This window comes from Nonomuraea sp. B1E8 (genome assembly GCF_039871515.1).
Lineage (GTDB): Bacteria > Actinomycetota > Actinomycetes > Streptosporangiales > Streptosporangiaceae > Nonomuraea.
This window is the reverse complement of record NZ_JBDPLS010000016.1, coordinates 24,195-41,833: the sequence shown is the minus strand read 5'-3', so window position 1 is coordinate 41,833 and position 17,639 is coordinate 24,195. Positions and strand designations below refer to the sequence as shown.

Below are 17,639 nucleotides of genomic sequence, written 5' to 3'. Positions count from 1 at the left end.
CACCGGTCACGAGCCCACCGTGGTGGGGATGATGTGATCGCTGTCGGCCACCGTCCCGTCCGCGTCGAGCAGGAAGACGGTCGGGTAGCCGGCGACCTTGAACGCCGACTGCACCGGGCCCTGGGGCTCCTCGATGACGACGCTCGCCACCTGCGCGAGGTGTTCGACGTACGGGGCCGCGTCCTCGTCGGAGCCGGCGGCGACCACGGCGAGCACCGCGCCCGGCGTCTGCCGGGCCGCTTCGACGAAGGGGGGCAGCAGGTCCTTGCACGGCTTGCAGCCCGGCGAGAAGAAGCCCACCATGGCGGGGCCGCCGAGCAGTTCCCCCGAGATCGGCTCGCCGTTCGTGGTCGTGGCGGCGAAGTCCGGGATCCTGTCACCCCGCGCGAGCCCTCCCGTCGCCATCGGCTCAGGGAAGTCCTGCCGGCCGCTCTGCTGACGGAGCCGGCGGATCACGCCCACGGTCAGCAGCAGATTCACCATGCACAGCAGACCGACCAGCACGACCGCGGCGACCAGATAAGGCATCACACACTCCCCGACGTTTCCATGAACAGCCCAGCGATGTCGTCGAAGGCGATCAGCACGATCGCCCCCGCCAGCCCGGCCGGCACCGCCACCGCCAGTCCGGCGGCGACCGGCGACCCGCCGGAGTAGATCAGGCCCGTGCCGCCCAGCGCCACCACGAGCAGCAGCAGGGCGTTACGGACCAGGTGCACCCGCCCGAGAGGGGTCGCGGACAAGCCGAAGCAGCGGCACGGCGCGCGTACGCCCTTCCGGATCGACAGGATGATCACCAGCGTGAATCCGGCGAGCAGGATCGCGCTCAGGGCCAGCCCCGCCTGGGGGATCGGCATGAGGACCGCCGCCACCGCCTCGCCGGCCGCCACCGCACCGGCGGCCGGCAGGCGGAACCCCTCCGGCAGCATCGTCAAGGACGCCGCGAACGACCGCACGGCCGCACCGCTGCGCAGCTTGGTGAACGCGGAGACCGCGAAGACGACCCCGAGCAGGACTTGGCATGCGACGAGCAAGAGATCCACGACAGGACATGGTGTCCGGTTCGTCTAGCGCGTCTCTAGCGCGCCGCTGGCGTCGGGCCCTGCGGCGTGGCCCCGCCGTCTCGATCGGCAGGCCGAGGTGTGCGGCTGTGCTCACGAGAGGAACGCCTGACGCCCGGTCTTTATACTCCACGGATATACCTCCGGTGTATAGTCGCCGCCATGACAGTCCCCTTGGCGCTGCTGGGCCTCCTGGACCGCGAGCCCAGCTACGGCTACGACCTGAAGCGCGACTACGACACCTACTTCGGCAGGGGGAAGCCGCTCCCCTTCGGGCAGGTCTACTCGACGCTCGCCCGCCTGGCCAGGGACGGCAAGGTCACGGCCGGCCAGAGCGAGCGCGGCGACGGCCCCGACCGCAAGCGTTACGCCATCACCCCGGAAGGCAGGCACGAGGTGGAGGCGTGGCTGGCCGAGCCGGTGGCGGCGGAGCCGTACCTGCAGACGGTGTTGTTCACGAAGGTCGTGCTGGCGCTGATGCTGGGCCACGACGCGCAGCGCTTCCTGGACCTCCAGCGCGCCACGCACATGCGGCGCATGCGCGAGTTGTCGGAGGTCAAACGCGGCGGCGCCCTCGTGGACGCCCTGCTGGCCGATCACGGCATGTTCCACCTGGAGGCCGACCTGCGCTGGATCGACGTGACAGCGGCCCGGCTGGGCGCGCTGGCGGAAACGGTCCGGCCCGCATGACCGTTGACGCCCTTCCCGTGCCGGGCCCGCTGCTGGAGGCCCGTTCCATCGACCGTTCGTACGGCCGGACGCCGGCGCTGCGCGAGGCGAGCCTGTTCGTGGCGGCGGGAGAGATCCTGGCGATCATGGGCCCGAGCGGTTCCGGCAAGTCCACGCTGCTGCACTGCCTGGCCGGGATCTTCAGCCCCGACAAGGGCGAGGTCTGGTTCGACGGGCGGCGGCTGGACACCCTGAACGACGCCACGCGGTCCGAGTTGCGCCGCACCGCGTTCGGCTTCGTCTTCCAGTTCGGCCGGCTGGTGCCGGAGCTCACGGTGGCCGACAACGTCGCCCTGCCGCTGCTGCTCGGCAAGGTCGGGCGCAAGCAGGCCTACCAGCGGGCGGACGGCTGGCTGCGGCGGCTGGAGCTGGACGAGCTGGGCGGCCGGCGTACGGGCGAGCTGTCCGGAGGGCAGGCGCAGCGCGTGGCGATCGCCAGGGCGCTGGTGACGCGGCCCAAGGTGATCTTCGCGGACGAGCCCACCGGCGCGCTCGACTCGCTCACCGGAGAAAGGGTCATGGAGCTGCTCGTCGGCCTGGCCCGCCAGGAGGGCACGACCGTGATCGTGGTGACCCACGACGCCCGCGTCGCCGCCTGCGCCGACCGGGAGGTCGTGGTGCGCGACGGCAGGATCACCGACCCCTACGCCGGCGAGGCCGTGCGATGACCCTGTGGCTGGGCCTGCGGCTGTCGTTGCGCGGCGGCCGGGAGGCGGCCGTCCGGCTGGCGCTCGTCACCGCCGCCGTCGCGGTGGGGGTGACGGTGCTGCTGTCCACGGTGGCGCTGTTCAACGCCTTCCAGGTGACCGCGGGCCGGCCCTGCTGGGAGTGCACGGCCGGCTCCGCGCCGGGCGGCTGGGCACTGGGCGCCACCCCGGGCGCCGTGTTGTGGAACCACCGCCAGGACTCCTACGCGGGCCGCCCGATCAAGCGTCTCGACGTCGCCGTGCTCGACGCGGGAACACCCGCGCCGAGGCTTCCCGGCATCCCGGCGCTGCCCGGAGCGGGGCGGCATTACGTCTCGCCCGCGCTCGCCGCGTTGATGGAGGCCGTGCCACGGGAGCGACTCGCCGACCGCTTCCCCGGCACCCGTACAGGGCTGATCGGGCGGGCGGCGCTGTCCGGCCCCGACGACCTGGTCATCGTCGTGGGCCGGACCCCCGACGAGCTGGCGGCCATGGCCGGCACCGTGGCCGTCGACGCCGTCGCCACCACCCCGGCCTCCGACGACACCACGGCGCTGTACGAGCACGGCTTCGGCATCGCCGCCGTCGGCCTGATCGTTCCGCTGCTCGTCCTCATCGGCACGGCCACGCGCCTGGCCGCCGCCCGCCGCGAGGCGCGCTTCGCGGCGATCAGGCTGGCGGGCGCCACCGCGCGCCAGATCAACACGATCGCCTCGGTCGACGCGGCGCTCGGCGCGCTCCTGGGCGCGCTCGCCGGCATCGCGGTCTTCCAGGCGGTACGGCCCGCCCTGACCGGCGTCGCCATCACCGGCTCCCGCTTCTTCCCCGACGTGGTCGCGCCCACCGGGCTCCAGTACGCCGCCGTGGTCGCGGGCGTGCCGCTCGCCGCAGCCGGCGCCGCCCTGTGGTCGCTGCGCCGGGTGCGGATCACGCCGCTCGGCGTGGCAGGAAAGGCACGGGCCTCCGCTCCGGGATGGTGGCGGATCGTCCCGCTCGTGGCGGGACTGGGACTGTTCGCGGGCCCGGTGTTCGCGGACGGCAGGGAACCGGACGCGGTGCTCGTCGACGTCGGCCTGGCGCTGATCATGGTCGGTCTCGTGGTGGCCGGTCCCTGGCTGACGATGCTGGCCGCGCGGCTGGTCGCCAGGGTCACGCCCGGCGCGGCGACGCTGCTGGCCGCCCAGCGGCTGGCGGCCGACCCCAAGGGGGCCTTCAGGTCGGTGAACGGCATCGTGCTGGCGGTCTTCATCGGCACGGCCGTCGCCGGCATCGTCCCCGCCGTCGTCTCGGGCCAGCAGGCCGCGGGCGGCGGCACGCTGAACACCGTCATGCGGGCGTCGTTCGGGTACGCCGAGGCCGCCCCGGGCCTGCCCCTGCCGCCTGACACGGCGTCCGAGCTGCTCACAAAGATCCGCGCCCGTCCCGGCGTCACCGTCCTGCCGATCCACCGCAGGGCCGACACGCCGCCCTGGCCCGGCGGTCCCCCGCCGTGCGACCCGGGCCCCGGCTGCCGGCCCGACTTCCTGCTCGCTCACGTGGTCGACTGCGACGCCCTGGCCCGATTCCCCGCGCTCGGCCGGTGCGTCCCGGGCATCCGCGCGGTGGCGGCCGACTTCAACCGGCTGCTGACCGGCGACAACATGCTCTCCGTCGACCGCAACCTGCCGCTCGTGGACCAGGCCAACACGGTCGCGCCCGCCGCCTTGACGGGCCTGCCCCTGGCGGCGGTGCTGATCAGCGCCGACGACCCGGCCGTCCTCGAAGAGATCCGTACGCTGCTCACCCCGTACGTCGCCCGCGCCGGCAGCGCCGAGACGCCGCTGACGTTCGCCGAGGTCGCGCAGGCCCGCGCGGTGCTCCTTGACCAGGCCGAACGCGTGGCGCTGGCCATCGTCGCGCTGACCCTGCTGGTGGCGGGCTGCGGCCTGCTGGTGGCGGTCACCGGCGGCGTGGTGGAGCGCAGGCAGCCGTTCACGCTGCTGCGGTTGTGCGGCACGCCCACGCGGACGCTGTCGAGGGTGGTGCTGCTGGAGACGGCCGCCCCCATGGTGCTGGCCGCCCTGGTGGCGGCGGCCGCGGGCTTCGGCGTGGCCGAGCCGTTGATCGACCAGCTGGCCATCAAGAGCGCGCCGCCGGCGTTGCCGGGGCCCGCCTACTTCCTGACCCTCGGCGGCGGGCTGCTGGCCGCCCTGCTGGTGATCACCGCCGGCCTGCCGCTGCTCAAGCGCGTGACCGCCCCCGACAATGCCCGCTTCGAATAGGGCCCGCTCCGAACAGGGCCCGCTCCGAACAGGGCCCGCTCCGAACAGGGCCCGCTCCGAACAGGGCCCGCTCCGAACAGACCGCTTGGAACAGGACTGCCGATGACCATGACCCTCCTCCGGCGGACGGCCGCAGCGCTCGTAGCGGCACTGGCCGGCGCCCTCCTCGTCGCGGCGCCGGGGAGCGGCGTCGCCCCGGCGCGAGCCGCCGAAGGCCGCTACGCCGCCGACATCAGGCGCACCGAGTACGGCATCCCGCACATCTCCGCGAAGGACCACGGCGGCCTCGGCTACGGCTACGGCTACGCGTTCGCGCAGGACAACCTGTGCGTCATGGCCTCGTGGGCGCTCACCCTGCGCGGCGAGCGGTCGCGCCACTTCGGCGCCGAGGCGATGTCGGACGACGTCACCGACCCGATCTCCAACCTGGCCAGCGACGTGTACTACAAGAGCGTCGAGGCGTCGGGCGCGCTGCGCCGGGTGCTCGCCCGCCCCGCGCCCCACGGCCCCAGCGCCGCACTGCGCGCGCTCGTGGACGGCTACGTCGCCGGGTTCAACCGCTATCTGAGCGACACGGGCGTGGCCGGGCTGCCCGACCCGGCCTGCCGGGGCAAGGCGTGGGTCGGCCCCATCACCGCCGCGGACGTCTGGATGAACCTGCTCGACCTCGGCCGCCTGGGCGGCAGCTCCCAGTTCAAGGAGGCCATCGCCGCCTCCGGGCAGGCGGAGGGGAAACGTCCCTCGAAGAGGGTGACCGCCCCCGGCAGCAACGCCTTCGCCCTCGGGCGCGAGGCCACCCGCGGCGGCCACGGCATGTTGCTGGCCGACCCCCACTTCCCGTGGAACGGCAGCCGCCGCTTCTACCAGGTCCACCTGACCATCCCGGGCGTGCTCGACGTGGCGGGCGGCAGCCTCTACGGCACCCCCATGGTCCAGATCGGCCACAACGCGAGCATGGCCTGGACGCACACCGTCTCCCACGCCCAGCGCTTCACCCTCTACCAGCTTGAGCTGGCGCCGGGGCAGCGCACCACGTACCTGGTGGACGGCAGGCCGGAGCCGATGGGCCGGCAGGAGGTCACGGTCACCGTCCGGGACGCCCAGGGCGCGGTCAAGCCCGTCACCACCACCCTGTACACCTCCCGGTACGGGCCGGTGCTGGCGAACGGCTGGACGGAGGAGACGGCGGTCGCCCTGGCCGACGCCAACGCCGTCAACCTGCGGTTCGCCGACGAGTGGCTGGCCATGAGCGCCGCCCCCGACGTGACCGCCCTGCGGCGCGCGCAGGAGACGTACCAGGGCATGCCCTTCGTCTACACGCTCGCCACGGACGTCGGCGGCCAGGCGTACTTCGCCGACGCCTCGGTCGTCCCGCACGTCACCGACGAGCAGGCGGAGCGCTGCCGCGCGCAGGACGACCCCGAGCCGCTCATCCTGGACGGCTCCACGTCGGACTGCCTGTGGGGCGAGGACGCGGACGCGATCGAGCCGGGCATCTTCGGCCCGGCCGCCCAGCCCCGGCTGGTCCGCGCCGACTACGTGGCGAACGCCAACGCCAGCCCCTGGCTGACCAATCCCGAGGCCCCGCTCACGGACTATCCGCACATCTACGGCAACGTCCGTACGATGCGGGACCTGCGGACCCGGGTCGGCCTCGACATGATCGCGCAGCGGCTGTCGGGCGACGACGGGCTCGGCGCGCCCGGCTTCACCCTGGAGACCCTCCAGAAGGCCGCCACCGGCAAGCGCAACCTGAGCGCCGAACTGCTCCGCCGCGATCTGCGCACGTTGTGCCGGGCCGAGCCCGTGATGACGGCGAGCGACGGCGAGAAGGTCGACGTCCGCCGGGCCTGCGCCACCCTGGCGGCCTGGGACGGGCGGGCCCGCCCCGGCAGCCGGGGCGCGATCCTGTGGCGGGAGTTCTTCATGGGCCTCAACGGCCCGCAGAGGCGGCCCGACGGGTCGATCGCCCCGCCGAGGAGCTGGTGGAAGGTGCCGTTCGACGCCGAGCACCCGCTCACCACGCCGCGCGGGCTCGACATCACCGTCCCGGTGGTGCGGACCGCGCTGGCCGACGCGGTGCGGTTCTTCACGGTCAACGACGTCCCGCTGACGCTCACGCCGGGGCAGGCCCAGCGGTACGGCGCCGTCGCGGTGCCGGGGTGCACCGAGGGGGAGGGCTGCTTCGACCGGATCCGCACCGGCGGCACGCTCGGCAAGGACGGCCGTTACCCGGAGGTCAACGCCGGCTCCAGCTTCATGATGGCCGTGGAACTGACCCCGGAGGGGCCGCGCACCCGCACCGTGCTGACGTACTCGTTGTCGGCCAACACGGCCTCGCCGCACCACGCCGACCAGACCGAGCTGTTCGCGCGCGGCCAGTGGGTGACCGAACGGTTCACCGAGGCCGAGATCCAGGCGAGCCCGCAGCTGGTGACGACGTCGCTGCGCTAGCGGGCGCGGGCGTCGCGGCGTTCACTCCGCTCGTCCGCCGTCGGCCAGGGCCTTGACGTTGACGCCCCTGGCGTGCGCGGCCTTGAGAGCGGCGAGCACGCGCACCGGCCGTGCGGGCCACAGAAGGGGCAGGGCGATGGCCGCGGCCGAACGGCCGTGATCGGATCGGCGATCTGCTCCGTGAAGGGGGACTGACCCGATACCGTGTGTTCTTGCATGACGAGCATTGATGCGCGCCGTGCATCTTTGTAGGGTCCTTCTGAGTGACCTCGACCGTGAACAAGGACGTGCTGATGGCCGAAGACAACTTGACCGAGGAGTCTCCGAGCGTGAACCCCACGGAGATGCGGCGGATCCTGCCCGCGGACCTCGTGGAGCGAGGGCGTTGCCCGTTCGATCCGCCCCCGGGGCTGCGAGGCGAGAGCGCGGTCCGGCCGCTGGACCTGCTGAACGGCGCACGGGCGTGGCTGGTGACGGGGTTCGACGAGGCCCGTACGGTGCTGTCGGACGCGCGTTTCAGCGCCGACAAGGTGCGCCACCGGGACGCGACGTCGCTGCAGCCGCACGAGGTGTCCGAGATGGAGGCGCAGCCGCGCGAGCCGGAGGTGGCGGAGCGGCAGGACGGGCTCTTCGTCTTCATGGACCCGCCGGAGCACACCCGGTTGCGACGGCTGCTGACGGGCCAGTTCACGGTGCGGCGGATGCGGGAGCTGGAGTCGCGGGTGAGGGAGATCGCGGTCGAGCACATCGAGGCGATGAAGGCGGCGGGCACGCGGGCCGATCTGGTGCCGGCGTTCGCGCTGCCGCTGCCGTCGCTGGTCATCTGCGAGTTGCTGGGCGTGGACTACGCCGACCGCGAGCTGTTCCAGAAGCGTACGTCGATCGGGCTGAACGCGAACGCGACCCCGGAGGAGCAGGCCGTCGCGCGCGCCGAGCTCTACGCGTTCATGCAGCGGCTGGTGGCGGGCAAACGCGCGAACCCCGCCGATGACCTGCTGTCCGGGCTCGTCCACGACGCCGACCCGCCCCTGACGGACGCGCAGCTGGTCGATGTCGCGCTCATTCTGCTCAACGCGGGCCACGAGACCACGGCGAACATGCTGGGTCTGGGCATGTTCGCGCTGCTGGAGCATCCCGCCCAGCTCGCGGCGCTGCGTGCCGATCCCGGCCTGATCGACAACACGGTGGAGGAACTGCTGCGGTTCCTGTCGATCATCCAGCTCGGGGTCAGCCGGGTCACCACGGCGCCGGTGACGCTGGGCGGCGTGGACCTCCCGGCCGGCGCTACCGTCGTGATCGCCACGCCCGAGGTCAACCGCGACCCGCGGCACTGGTCCGATCCCGACGCGCTCGACGTGCACCGCTCGCGTGCCCCGCACCTGGCCTTCGGCCATGGGATCCACCAGTGCCTGGGCCAGCAGCTGGCCCGGGTCGAGATGCGCACAGGGCTGGGCGAGCTCATTTCCCGCCTGCCGGATCTGCGCCTCGCGGTCCCGGCCGGCCAGGTGCCGGTCCGCAACGAGATGCTCATCTTCGGCGTGCACGCGCTGCCGGTCACCTGGTCCTGAGAACCGGCCCGGGGCGCCGCCCCGGGCCCCTCACCCCCCGCCGCTGCTGAGCTTCTCCGCGACCGCGCGGGCCGTCTCCAGCGCGCCCGCGGTCAGCCTGCCCTCGGGGTCCTGGATGACGTCGCGGTCGTACTCGACCTCCACCACCGCGTTGCTCACCCGGACCCCCACGATCGCCTTCGTGGGCCCCCTGTCGCTGCCCTCCAGCGTGTACGCGGTGACGTAGGAATCGTCCCCGACCGCCGGCTCGGCCTTGGTGTAGCCCCGGGGGATGAGCGACGCCTCGTGCCGGCGGGCGACGAACTGCTCGTGCGCCTGCGTCACCCCGTCGGGGAACACCTTGGTGTACACCTTCAGCCTGAAGGTCATGTTGGTGGGAAGCCCGGCCCCGTACGAGGGCAGGGTCGTCCACTCGCACTCCTCCTTGTAGATCTTCTGCTGCTTGGGGAAGATCACCAGCTTGGTCAGCAGTTCCTCGCCGAGGAGCTCGCACGGGTCGACGTCGCCGGAGAACTTCGCCTCACCGGTCGGGGGCGGCTCGCTCGTCGAGGGCCGCGTGCTCGGCGGCTGCGTGCTGGGCGGCGCGGACGGGGGTTTCGTCCGCGCGGAGACGGGTTCACCCGGCGGCGCGGGCGGCGGCTCCTGCCTCGTCAGCAGGAAGGCGACCGTGAACACCATCAGCACGAGCACCGCCATGGCCCCGCTGAGGAGGCCGGGCGTGATCCGGACGCCGCCGGGCCGGGGGGAGCGGGGCGGGGTGGGTACCTCGTTCATGTCGTTCCGTGGCGCGGGGCTCCGGTCGTCCGCGGAGCCCGGGGGAACGCCACTCCTCCTCTCGGGGACTTCTGGGTGGACGCCGCGCGCATCAGCCGGTCTCCGCCGACGGGACATCCCTGAGCGCGTCCACGATCGCGCGGGCCACCTTGACCGCTCGGTCCTGGTGCTCGGGTTTCAGCTCGGCACTGTCGGCGGCAGTCGAGTCGATCTCGACGACGAGGTTGCTGACGCGTACCCACACGATGCTGTGGGCCTGCGGGAACGTGGTCGACCACCAGTTCTGGGCGAAGGCCCCGTCTCCGAGGCCCTCGAGATCGCGCACGGCCTGGTAGGTGCTGCCCTGTGCGGTGCCCTCCTTGGAGTCCTGCGCCCGCTTCGTGCTGGTGAGGATCTTCCGCGCCGTCGCCACCTGCGGCGAGTGCGTGACGTGGATGTTGACGGCGTCCTTGAACATGCCGACCGCCCAGTCGCACTTGGTGGTGTCGAGGCCGACCGTACGCCTGCGTACCCCCGGCATGATCTTCTCGGCCTCCTGGTCGCTCACCAGCCGGCAGGCGTCGGGCGCCGCGGCGAAGCGGCCGTCACCCTTCGGCGCGGGCGCGGGCGTGGTCGCCGGGGTGGAAACCGGCGGACGCGGGGTGGAGACCGGCGGGTGCGAGGAGGACGGGGCCTGGGCGATCGGCGTGTTGCTCGGGGGCCCGGCGGTGGCGGACGCGTTGACCAGGACCACCGCCGTGATGGCGACGGCGGTGGCGGCGGCCAGGCCACCCAGTACGACGGGAAGCCTGCTCTTCCTGGAGGCGACCGGCACCGTGGCCGCCGTCATCACCGAGCGGCGCGCCGGCAGGGGAGCGGCGATCGGCTGGAGTGCCGCTCTGACCTGCCACGGGTGGGGGCGCGCGGCCGGGTTCTTGTCCAGCATCGCCGCCAGCAGCCCGCCGAACGGCCCCGCGTTGACCGGTGGCGGCGGGGGCTGGGTGAGCACCGCCGCGACGATCGCCATGGGGGAGTCGCGGTGGAAAGGGCTGCGCCCCTCCACCGCCGTGTACAGGGTGGCGGCCAGCGACCAGAGATCGGAGGCCGGCCCCGCGGGCTCGCCGCGCAGGCGTTCCGGCGCGACGTACCCCGGTGAGCCGGCCGCCCCCGGCCGCTCGGCCGCCGCGGTCGCGCTCGGGGTGTCGTCGATGTGCGCGGCGATGCCGAAGTCGGTGAGGACGGCCTCGCCGGAGTCGGTCAGCATCACGTTGCCCGGCTTCACGTCCCGGTGCAGGATCCCGCGCTGGTGCGCCGCCTCCAGCGCGTCGAGCACCCGCAGCCCGATGGACGCGACCTGGCCGGGCGGCAGCGTGCCGCTCTCCCGCAGCAGGTCGGCCAGCGACCGGCCGGGGAGCAGGTCCATGACGATCCACGGTTGTCCCTGCTCGGCGAGGACGTCGTGCACGGTGATGATCGCCGGATGGTTCAGTGACGCCGCCGCGCGGGCCTCGCGCAGCGTGTCCGTGAGCGCTCTGTCCCTCCTGGCCGGGTCGGCGGGCAGGCGCACCTCCTTGACCGCGACCTCGCGGCCCAGCACCGTGTCGCGGGCCCGCCACACCGTGCCCGCGCCGCCCGCGCCCAGGGGAGCGAGCAGCTGGTATCGCCCGGCGATCACGTGCATGGGTCAGGCCTTGGCGTCGAGGTTCTGGACGAGGTGCTTGATCGCCTTCTCGGTCTTCTCACGCAGCCCCGGTTCCTTCTCGACGTCGCGGGAGAAGTAGACCTCACCCACGATGTTGCTGGTCCTGAACACCGAGTAGACCTTGGACTTCTTGGTGGTGAACGTGGTCTCGCTCTTCTCCCAGCCGATGGCCCCGTCGCCCGCGCCGGGGATCTCGAAGACCTCGCCCTGCTCGCCGCCGCTGCCGCCGCGTCCGGCCTCCGACTCGGCCTTGGCCCTGGCGCCCTGCACGTGTTCCTCGGCCAGCTTGGTCTCGTAACCGTCGCCCTGCTGCGGATAGAGGAAGAGCGTGAGGTTGAGCGAGAGGTTCTTGTCGTCGCGCGGCATGCTCCACGTGCATTTGACGGTGGGCTCCCGGCTGCTGGTCATGTACTTGCCCACGACCTCGGTGGCCTGGTCTCTGGTGAGCAGCTGGCAGGGCCGGGGGATCGCGGTGAACTTGCCGGGCGTGCGCGCGACGGGCGTGCCCGTGGCGGTCGGCGCGGGCGTGCCCGTGGGCGCCGCCGTCGTCGGGCCTGTCCCTGTGGTCGGCCCTGTGGTCGGCCCTGTGGTGGGTGCTGTGGGCGGTGTCGTGGGGGCTTCGGTGCTCGCCAGGGTGGTCGGGGAGGCGGGCGGGGTGGTGGCCAGGATGAGCGCGACCGCCGTCACGAAGACGGCGAACACGGCCGCGGCGGACCCGTACACCGGAAGTTTGGGCAGCACCCAGGACGCCTGGTGCGAGCCCGCGGGCATGGTGGCGGCGGTGCCGCCGGTGAGGGGCTGCAGGGCCGCCCTCAGCGCCACCGTGTCCGGGCGCCGTGCGGGCTCCTTCTCCAGCAGTCGCATGAGCACGGGCCCCAGCGCGCCCGCCCGCTGGGGTGGCCTGGGCGGCTCGGTCATCACCGCGCCGTGCGTGGCCATGGCGGTCGGACGCGCGAACGGCGGCACGCCCTCGACGGCGGTGTAGATCGTCGCCCCGAGCGACCAGAGGTCGGCGGCGGGCCCGGCGGCCCGGCCGGGCTCCTCGGTGAGCGCCTCGGGAGCGGTGTACCCCGGTGTCCCCATCGGCGCGCCGCCCTGCTGCCCGCCGGCCCTGGTGGCGATGCCGAAGTCGGACAGCAGGATGCGGCCGTCGTCGGCGAGCAGCACGTTGCCCGGCTTGACGTCGCGGTGCAGCAGCCCGCGCGTGTGCGCGGCGGCCAGCGCGGACAGCACGAACAGCCCGATCGAGGCGGCCCACTGCGGTGACAGCGGCCCGCCCGACTTCACGACCTCGTCGAGGGAGCGGCCCCTGACGAGCTCCATGACGATCCACGGCTCGGCCCCCTCCACGACCACATCGTGGATCGCGACCACGGCGGGATGCCTGACCTGGACCGCGACGCGCGCCTCGTGCAGGGTGCGCTCGCGAAGCCGGGCGTGGTCGTCCGGGGACAGGTTCGCGGGCAGGTGCACCTGCTTGATCGCCACCTCGCGCCCGATCACCGTGTCGTGGGCGCGCCATACGACGCCCATCCCGCCCCTGCCGATCTGCGCGATCAACTGGTAGCGCCCGCCCACGAGTCGTGGCTGGTTCACCGCATCATCACCCCTGGCGTCCTAGCGCCGCCGCGACCCATCGGGCGGCGTCACGCGCGCCCTTGCGCATGGCCTCGTTGTCGCCGATCTTTTTCACGTCGACGTATCTGATCTGCATCACGACGTTGCTCATACGGAAGATCACGTCGTGCCGTTCCACCTGGCCCTTGTTGCTGATGAGCTCGTAACTGAACGCCTCGTCACCGATGCCGTTGACTTCCGTGTACGCCTTGCTCTCCTGGATGACGGCGTTCTTCATGCCGATGTCAGGCCACTTCCACTTGATCTTCGAGCCGGACTCGGCGCCGTTGAGCATGTTGACGAACTTCTCCGATGCCTCGTCCACGCTGCGTCCCCAGGCGCTCTCCAGCACGACCGGCTCCGCCGGGGCGACGGCGACGCCGTTGCCGTGCGCCGTCCACGCGCAACCTTCGCCCTCGCTCGTGCCCTTGGGGGAGGCCTTCGGGACCAGCGAGCGCACCTGGGTGGGGGTCAGAAGGGCGCACACGTCCACGGGCCCGCCGAACCTCGCTGCCGTCGCCGTGGCGGAGGGTGTCGCCGCAGGCGTCTGAACGGGGGCGGAGGTGGCGGCAAGCGTGCCGGTGGTCGCGGTGGGCTGCTCGGTGGGCCGCGGGGTGGCCGGTGCCGATCGCGGCAGGAGCGCGACGGTGGCCGCCACGGCCGCCACGGCCGCGACCAGGCCTGCGCCGATGAGGACCGGCCCGCGCCTGCCGCTCTTGCGCGGCACGGTCAGCGGCCCGGACGGGGGCCCGGACGGGAACCCGGACAGGGGCGCGGTCATGGGCCCTGACGGTGGGGCGGCGCCCTGCCCGCCTTCCGCCACCTGCCGCAGCAGGTGGGCTGTCAGCCGCGCGTCGGGGCGCTGGTGCGGCTCGCGCGCCAGCAGGTGCATGAGCACCGGGCCCAGCCGTCCGGCGCGCTCGGGCGGCCGGGGCGGCCGGGTCAGCGCGTCGCGCAGCACCGCCATGGGCGAGGTGCCGGTGTAGGGGGCCTGGCCCTCGATCGCGGAGTAGAGGGTGGCGCCGAGGGACCACAGGTCGGAGGCCGGGCCGCCGCGCTCGCCGCGCAGCCGCTCCGGGGCGATGTAGCCGGGGGAGCCGACGAGCAGGCCCGACTCGGTGATCGTGGCCTGGTCCTCCAGCCGGGCGATGCCGAAGTCGGTGAGCACCACCCGTCCGTCGTCGGTCAGGAACACGTTGGCCGGTTTGACGTCGCGGTGCTGGATGCCGTGGGCGTGCGCGGCCGACAGCGCGTCCAGCACCCGCAGCCCGAGCGCCGCCACGCGTTCCGGCGTCCACGGGCCCTCCGCGGCCACGGCGTCCTTCAGATCGCGGCCCTTGAGCATCTCCATGACGATCGTGGGCAGGCCGTTGTGGGTGAGCACGTCGTGAACCGTGATGATGTTCGGATGCCGTAGCTGGGCGGCGGCCATCGCCTCACGTGTCGCGCGCTGCAGCGCCTCCTCGCGTTCGGCCGCGGTGAGCGACTCCGGCAGCAGCAGGGCCTTGACCGCGACGTGGCGGTCGAGGAGCTCGTCGTGGGCGAGCCATACCGTGCCCATGCCGCCCTGGCCGAGTGTCTGCAACACTCGATAGCGGCCCGCGATTTTTCCTTCCCCGTTACCCGGCACGCGGCCAACAGTATTGAGGGCAGGTTTCAATTCGCTATATTTCACGCCGCAATCAATCGCACGAGTCCGAGCACCAGGAGCGATGATGACCACAGCACCACCTGTGCCACCTGCGTCTTACTGGCCGGACCAGGGCAGCGGGCAGCCGTCGACCTCGAAGCCACCAGGGTGGGCGATGGGCATCATGGCCGCCGCCGCGACGGTCGCGGTGCTCGGCGGGGCTCTCATCGCCGTGCGGAACGTGGGCACGCAGCCTCCGGTCGCGATGCCCCCCGACCCCGGAGGCAAGGTCGGCGCTCCGGCCACCCAGCCCACCACGGACCCCACCCTCGGCCCCACCGCGAGCCCGCCCACCGCATCCCCGCAGGACACGGCGCAGGCCTCGCCCTCCTCCACCGTGACCTCCACCTTCCCGCCGCTGCAGGACGTGCCCGAGGTGTGCGACCTGCTCCCCGCGAGCCTGACCTCGCGGCTGGCGCCCAAGAGCGAGTCCGAGCCGGGTGTGGCCAAGGACGGTTACGGCGCGAAGCGGAAGGACTGCGCGTGGAACCAGAAGGGCTACAACATGAAGGGCGGGTACAACGAGTCCCGCTCGTTCACCGTCAAGGTCAACGTCTTCCCGGACAACGACTCCGCCCTGGACGACGCCGACTTCTCGTGGCGCTCGATGCGTGACGACTCGGGCCAGACCAAGGGCGCCCCGTACAACACGAAATATGGGGAGATCAAGGAAATCAACGATCTCGGCGACGGGGCGTACGCGATCTACAACGAGCACACCGACAGACGGAGGGCGATGGCCTGGATTCTCGTCGTCAGAGGCAACGCCACCATCGACATCCGTTTCCACGGCTCCGACAACAAGGGCCGCGAGATCCTCCCGAACAAGGACAGTCGGCCCGTCCCCGAGGAAGAACTCCTGCGGGGAGCGGAGGAGATCGCCAGGGAGGCCCTCAAGAACCTCACGGGCTGAGGCGCCCGGCGTGGTCGCCCGGGGTGGCTCGCCTGCCGCACGCCCGGCGGTGCATGAGCGCGGCCCCTTCCCGGGTCAGGGCCGATCCGCCACCAGGGTGTGCCGTCCGGATGCGCGAGACACCCTGCGCGGCGAGGCGCCGACCCTTTACGCGTCCGGCCGCGTGGCGTAGGCGCGCGGGTCACCGTGTCCAGCGACGACTACCCGGAGATCGACTCCGACGCTCCCGAGGGCCGGGTCGACCTGCGCGTGGGCCGCGGAGGCACCACGATCGAGCTCACCACCTGGACCCGGCGGACGTGAAGCGACGCGGGCGGTCCCGATGGCGCGCGGCCCGTCGAGGCCGGCCGGGCACCGCCTGCGGATCAGAGAGGCCGAACCGTCCTCGCCCGAGCATTGCGGTGTTCTGCCGTGTTTGAATGATCGGATGACCGCATCAGGCAAGTGGGCGCGCTCGCTGGTGTCGGCCGGGGCCGCCGTGCTGCTGGCCGCCTGCTCCTCCGGTGACGAGCCGCACACCCTCACCTTCGATGTCACGGGCGAAGGAAGTTTTGCCATCACCTATGTCATCAACGGCCGCTCCACGACCGTGCCCCAGGTGAGGCCGCCCTGGCGGAAGGAGATCATCCTCGCTAAACAGGGCGAGGACACCTGGAGCCTTTCCATCCGGCGCCTGAGCGCCGGCTCGGTGACCGCCGTTGCCTATGTCGACGGCCAGCCCATCACCAGCAGCGCGGGCTCGGGAACAAGCGGCGGCGGCACCACCGACCTCAGCGGCTCCGTGGGCTGAACAGCCCTCCCGATACGGTGATCGCGCCGACGACGACGGCGTGCGCGCCCGGGTCGACCGCCCGGGCGGCCCGGTCAGGGGCTAGACGAGCGCGCGGAGGGTGGCGGGCAGGCCGTCGGCGGTCAGCCGTTCCAGGTGGTCGGTGACCAGGTCGCGGAAGACCGGGTCGTCCGGCAGGTCGGTGCCGAAGATCTCCTCGATCGCCAGCAGCTGGTCCACGGTGGCCGAGGCGGAAGCCGTCTCGTCGCCGCGCAGCCGGTCGGCCAGCGGGTCGGAGAGCTCGCGGGCCGTGGTGACGTACCGCATCCACCCGGCCACGGCCAGCGCGATCCAGCGGGGCTCGTGCCCGCCCGCCAGCCGCTCGCGGGCCGGGTCGAGCAGGCGCTGCGGCAGCTTCTGCGAGCCGTCCACCGCGATCTGCGCGACGCGGTGCCGCAGGCCGGGGTTGGCGAACCTGGCCATCAACGACTGCTTGTACCGCGTGAGGTCGAAGCCCGCCAGCCCGTCCAGGGTGGGCGACAGGTCGTCGTCCATCAACCGGCGCAGGTATCCGGCGAACGCGGGGTCGCTCACGGCCTCGGACACGTGCTCGGCGCCCGACAGGTAGGCGATGGCCGAATGGCTGCCGTTGAGCAGGCGCAGCTTCATGCGCTCGTACGGCCGGACGTCTCCCACCAGCAGCGCGCCCGCCCGCTCCCACGCGGGCCGGTCACCGGCGAACCGGTCCTCGATCACCCACTGCGTGAACGGCTCGGTGACGACCGCGCCCAGGTCGGTCACGCCGAGCCTGGCGGCCATGTCGTCCAGGTCGGCCTGCGCGGTCGCGGGAACGATCCGGTCCACCATGGAGGCGGGGAAGGTCACATTCTCCGCGACCCAGGCGAGCAGCGGGGGCTCGCACAGGTCCGCCACGAGCGCGGCGAGGGTGGCGCCGTTGCCGGGCAGGTTGTCGCAGGAGATGACGGTGAGCGGGCCCGCGTCCGCGGCGGCTCGGGCGCGCAGCCCGGCGACGAGCCCGCCGATCGCGCCCCGCGGGTCACGCCGGTACGCCCGCTCCGTGATCGTCAGCGTGACCACCGCCGTCTCCGGGGCGCTCAGCCGGGCCGCCAGGTCGTCACCGGGGGCGAGCACTTCGCGTACGGAGCCGACCACGCGCGCCTCGTCGCCGGCGCGCACGCCGTACAGGCAGTCCTGGGGGCGGAGCCGGTCGGCCACGTCGGTGCTGCGCTGGCTGGCTCCGCAGACTCCCCAGCGGTCGTCGCCGGTCGCGGCCATGGCCCGCTCGGTGTAAACGGCCTGGTGGGCCCGGTGGAAGGCGCCGATGCCCAGGTGCACGACGCCGGTCGCACGCGGTTCCGCGAGCGGGCGCGCGGCCGGCGCGACCCTGGACAGGGTGGCGCGGCTGAGCCTCACCA

14 protein-coding genes are annotated in these 17,639 nt (G+C 72.8%); 7 read left to right on the top strand and 7 right to left on the bottom strand.

Features of this window, described 5'->3' with window-relative positions; all coding sequences use genetic code 11:
• Window positions 1-6 precede the first annotated feature (6 nt).
• Complete coding sequence (locus ABGA98_RS38370) at window positions 7-528, bottom strand: TlpA disulfide reductase family protein (RefSeq protein WP_347623361.1); 522 nt, start codon at window positions 526-528, stop codon at window positions 7-9.
• Window positions 528-1,043, bottom strand: coding sequence for a MauE/DoxX family redox-associated membrane protein (locus tag ABGA98_RS38365; RefSeq protein WP_347623360.1), 516 nt, complete (start codon window positions 1,041-1,043; stop codon window positions 528-530). The genes ABGA98_RS38370 and ABGA98_RS38365 overlap by 1 nt, the downstream gene beginning before the upstream one ends.
• Before the next feature lie 180 nt (window positions 1,044-1,223).
• Here ABGA98_RS38365 and ABGA98_RS38360 point away from each other — a divergent pair, with 180 nt between their 5' ends.
• The 5 genes from ABGA98_RS38360 to ABGA98_RS38340 all read left to right on the top strand — a co-directional run bounded on the left by ABGA98_RS38360 (window position 1,224) and on the right by ABGA98_RS38340 (window position 8,759).
• Window positions 1,224-1,751, top strand: coding sequence for a PadR family transcriptional regulator (locus tag ABGA98_RS38360; RefSeq protein WP_347623359.1), 528 nt, complete (start codon window positions 1,224-1,226; stop codon window positions 1,749-1,751).
• Window positions 1,748-2,458 carry an ABC transporter ATP-binding protein gene (locus ABGA98_RS38355; protein WP_347623358.1) on the top strand — a complete coding sequence of 237 codons (711 nt, stop codon included), beginning with the start codon at window positions 1,748-1,750 and terminating at the stop codon, window positions 2,456-2,458. The genes ABGA98_RS38360 and ABGA98_RS38355 overlap by 4 nt, the downstream gene beginning before the upstream one ends.
• Window positions 2,455-4,737 (top strand): FtsX-like permease family protein, encoded by a 2,283-nt coding sequence (locus ABGA98_RS38350; RefSeq protein ID WP_347623357.1) that lies wholly within the window; start codon window positions 2,455-2,457, stop codon window positions 4,735-4,737. The genes ABGA98_RS38355 and ABGA98_RS38350 overlap by 4 nt, the downstream gene beginning before the upstream one ends.
• A gap of 102 nt (window positions 4,738-4,839) precedes the next feature.
• Window positions 4,840-7,191, top strand: coding sequence for a penicillin acylase family protein (locus ABGA98_RS38345; RefSeq protein ID WP_347623356.1), 2,352 nt, complete (start codon window positions 4,840-4,842; stop codon window positions 7,189-7,191).
• Between the two features lie 263 nt (window positions 7,192-7,454).
• Window positions 7,455-8,759 carry a cytochrome P450 gene (locus tag ABGA98_RS38340; protein WP_347623355.1) on the top strand — a complete coding sequence of 435 codons (1,305 nt, stop codon included), beginning with the start codon at window positions 7,455-7,457 and terminating at the stop codon, window positions 8,757-8,759.
• 30 nt (window positions 8,760-8,789) lie between these two features.
• Here the strand turns inward: ABGA98_RS38340 and ABGA98_RS38335 are convergent, their stop codons facing one another.
• The 4 genes from ABGA98_RS38335 to ABGA98_RS38320 form a co-directional block, all read right to left on the bottom strand.
• A complete protein-coding gene (locus ABGA98_RS38335) occupies window positions 8,790-9,533 on the bottom strand; it encodes a hypothetical protein (protein ID WP_347623354.1) in 744 nt (247 codons plus the stop codon).
• 91 nt (window positions 9,534-9,624) lie between these two features.
• On the bottom strand, window positions 9,625-11,193 hold the full coding sequence (locus ABGA98_RS38330; protein WP_347623353.1) for a serine/threonine-protein kinase: 1,569 nt from the start codon (window positions 11,191-11,193) through the stop codon (window positions 9,625-9,627).
• Between the two features lie 3 nt (window positions 11,194-11,196).
• The gene (locus ABGA98_RS38325; protein ID WP_347623352.1) at window positions 11,197-12,810 is read right to left on the bottom strand and encodes a serine/threonine-protein kinase; all 1,614 of its coding nucleotides are present in this window, start codon (window positions 12,808-12,810) and stop codon (window positions 11,197-11,199) included.
• A 7-nt stretch (window positions 12,811-12,817) separates the two neighbouring features.
• Window positions 12,818-14,461 carry a serine/threonine-protein kinase gene (locus ABGA98_RS38320; protein WP_347623351.1) on the bottom strand — a complete coding sequence of 548 codons (1,644 nt, stop codon included), beginning with the start codon at window positions 14,459-14,461 and terminating at the stop codon, window positions 12,818-12,820.
• Window positions 14,462-14,636: 175 nt separating this feature from the next.
• On the opposite strand from ABGA98_RS38320, the gene ABGA98_RS38315 reads away from it, so the two are divergent.
• Window positions 14,637-15,434 carry a hypothetical protein gene (locus ABGA98_RS38315; protein WP_347623350.1) on the top strand — a complete coding sequence of 266 codons (798 nt, stop codon included), beginning with the start codon at window positions 14,637-14,639 and terminating at the stop codon, window positions 15,432-15,434.
• Between the two features lie 427 nt (window positions 15,435-15,861).
• Complete coding sequence (locus ABGA98_RS38310; protein ID WP_347623349.1) at window positions 15,862-16,224, top strand: hypothetical protein; 363 nt, start codon at window positions 15,862-15,864, stop codon at window positions 16,222-16,224.
• A gap of 81 nt (window positions 16,225-16,305) precedes the next feature.
• On the opposite strand, the gene ABGA98_RS38305 is transcribed toward ABGA98_RS38310, so the two are convergent.
• Window positions 16,306-17,637, bottom strand: a complete 1,332-nt coding sequence (locus ABGA98_RS38305; protein WP_347623487.1) for a mannitol dehydrogenase family protein — start codon at window positions 17,635-17,637, stop codon at window positions 16,306-16,308.
• Window positions 17,638-17,639: the final 2 nt, after the last annotated feature.

Excerpts from the sequence above, each read along its gene's own strand:
- ABGA98_RS38370 (WP_347623361.1), bottom strand. The coding sequence starts at position 528 with ATGCCTTATCTGGTCGCCGCGGTCGTGCTGGTCGGTCTGCTGTGCATG.
- ABGA98_RS38360 (WP_347623359.1), top strand. The coding sequence starts at position 1,224 with ATGACAGTCCCCTTGGCGCTGCTGGGCCTCCTGGACCGCGAGCCCAGC.
- ABGA98_RS38355 (WP_347623358.1), top strand. The coding sequence starts at position 1,748 with ATGACCGTTGACGCCCTTCCCGTGCCGGGCCCGCTGCTGGAGGCCCGT.
- ABGA98_RS38350 (WP_347623357.1), top strand. The coding sequence starts at position 2,455 with ATGACCCTGTGGCTGGGCCTGCGGCTGTCGTTGCGCGGCGGCCGGGAG.
- ABGA98_RS38345 (WP_347623356.1), top strand. The coding sequence starts at position 4,840 with ATGACCATGACCCTCCTCCGGCGGACGGCCGCAGCGCTCGTAGCGGCA.
- ABGA98_RS38335 (WP_347623354.1), bottom strand. The coding sequence starts at position 9,533 with ATGAACGAGGTACCCACCCCGCCCCGCTCCCCCCGGCCCGGCGGCGTC.
- ABGA98_RS38330 (WP_347623353.1), bottom strand. The coding sequence starts at position 11,193 with ATGCACGTGATCGCCGGGCGATACCAGCTGCTCGCTCCCCTGGGCGCG.
- ABGA98_RS38315 (WP_347623350.1), top strand. The coding sequence starts at position 14,637 with ATGGGCATCATGGCCGCCGCCGCGACGGTCGCGGTGCTCGGCGGGGCT.
- ABGA98_RS38310 (WP_347623349.1), top strand. The coding sequence starts at position 15,862 with ATGACCGCATCAGGCAAGTGGGCGCGCTCGCTGGTGTCGGCCGGGGCC.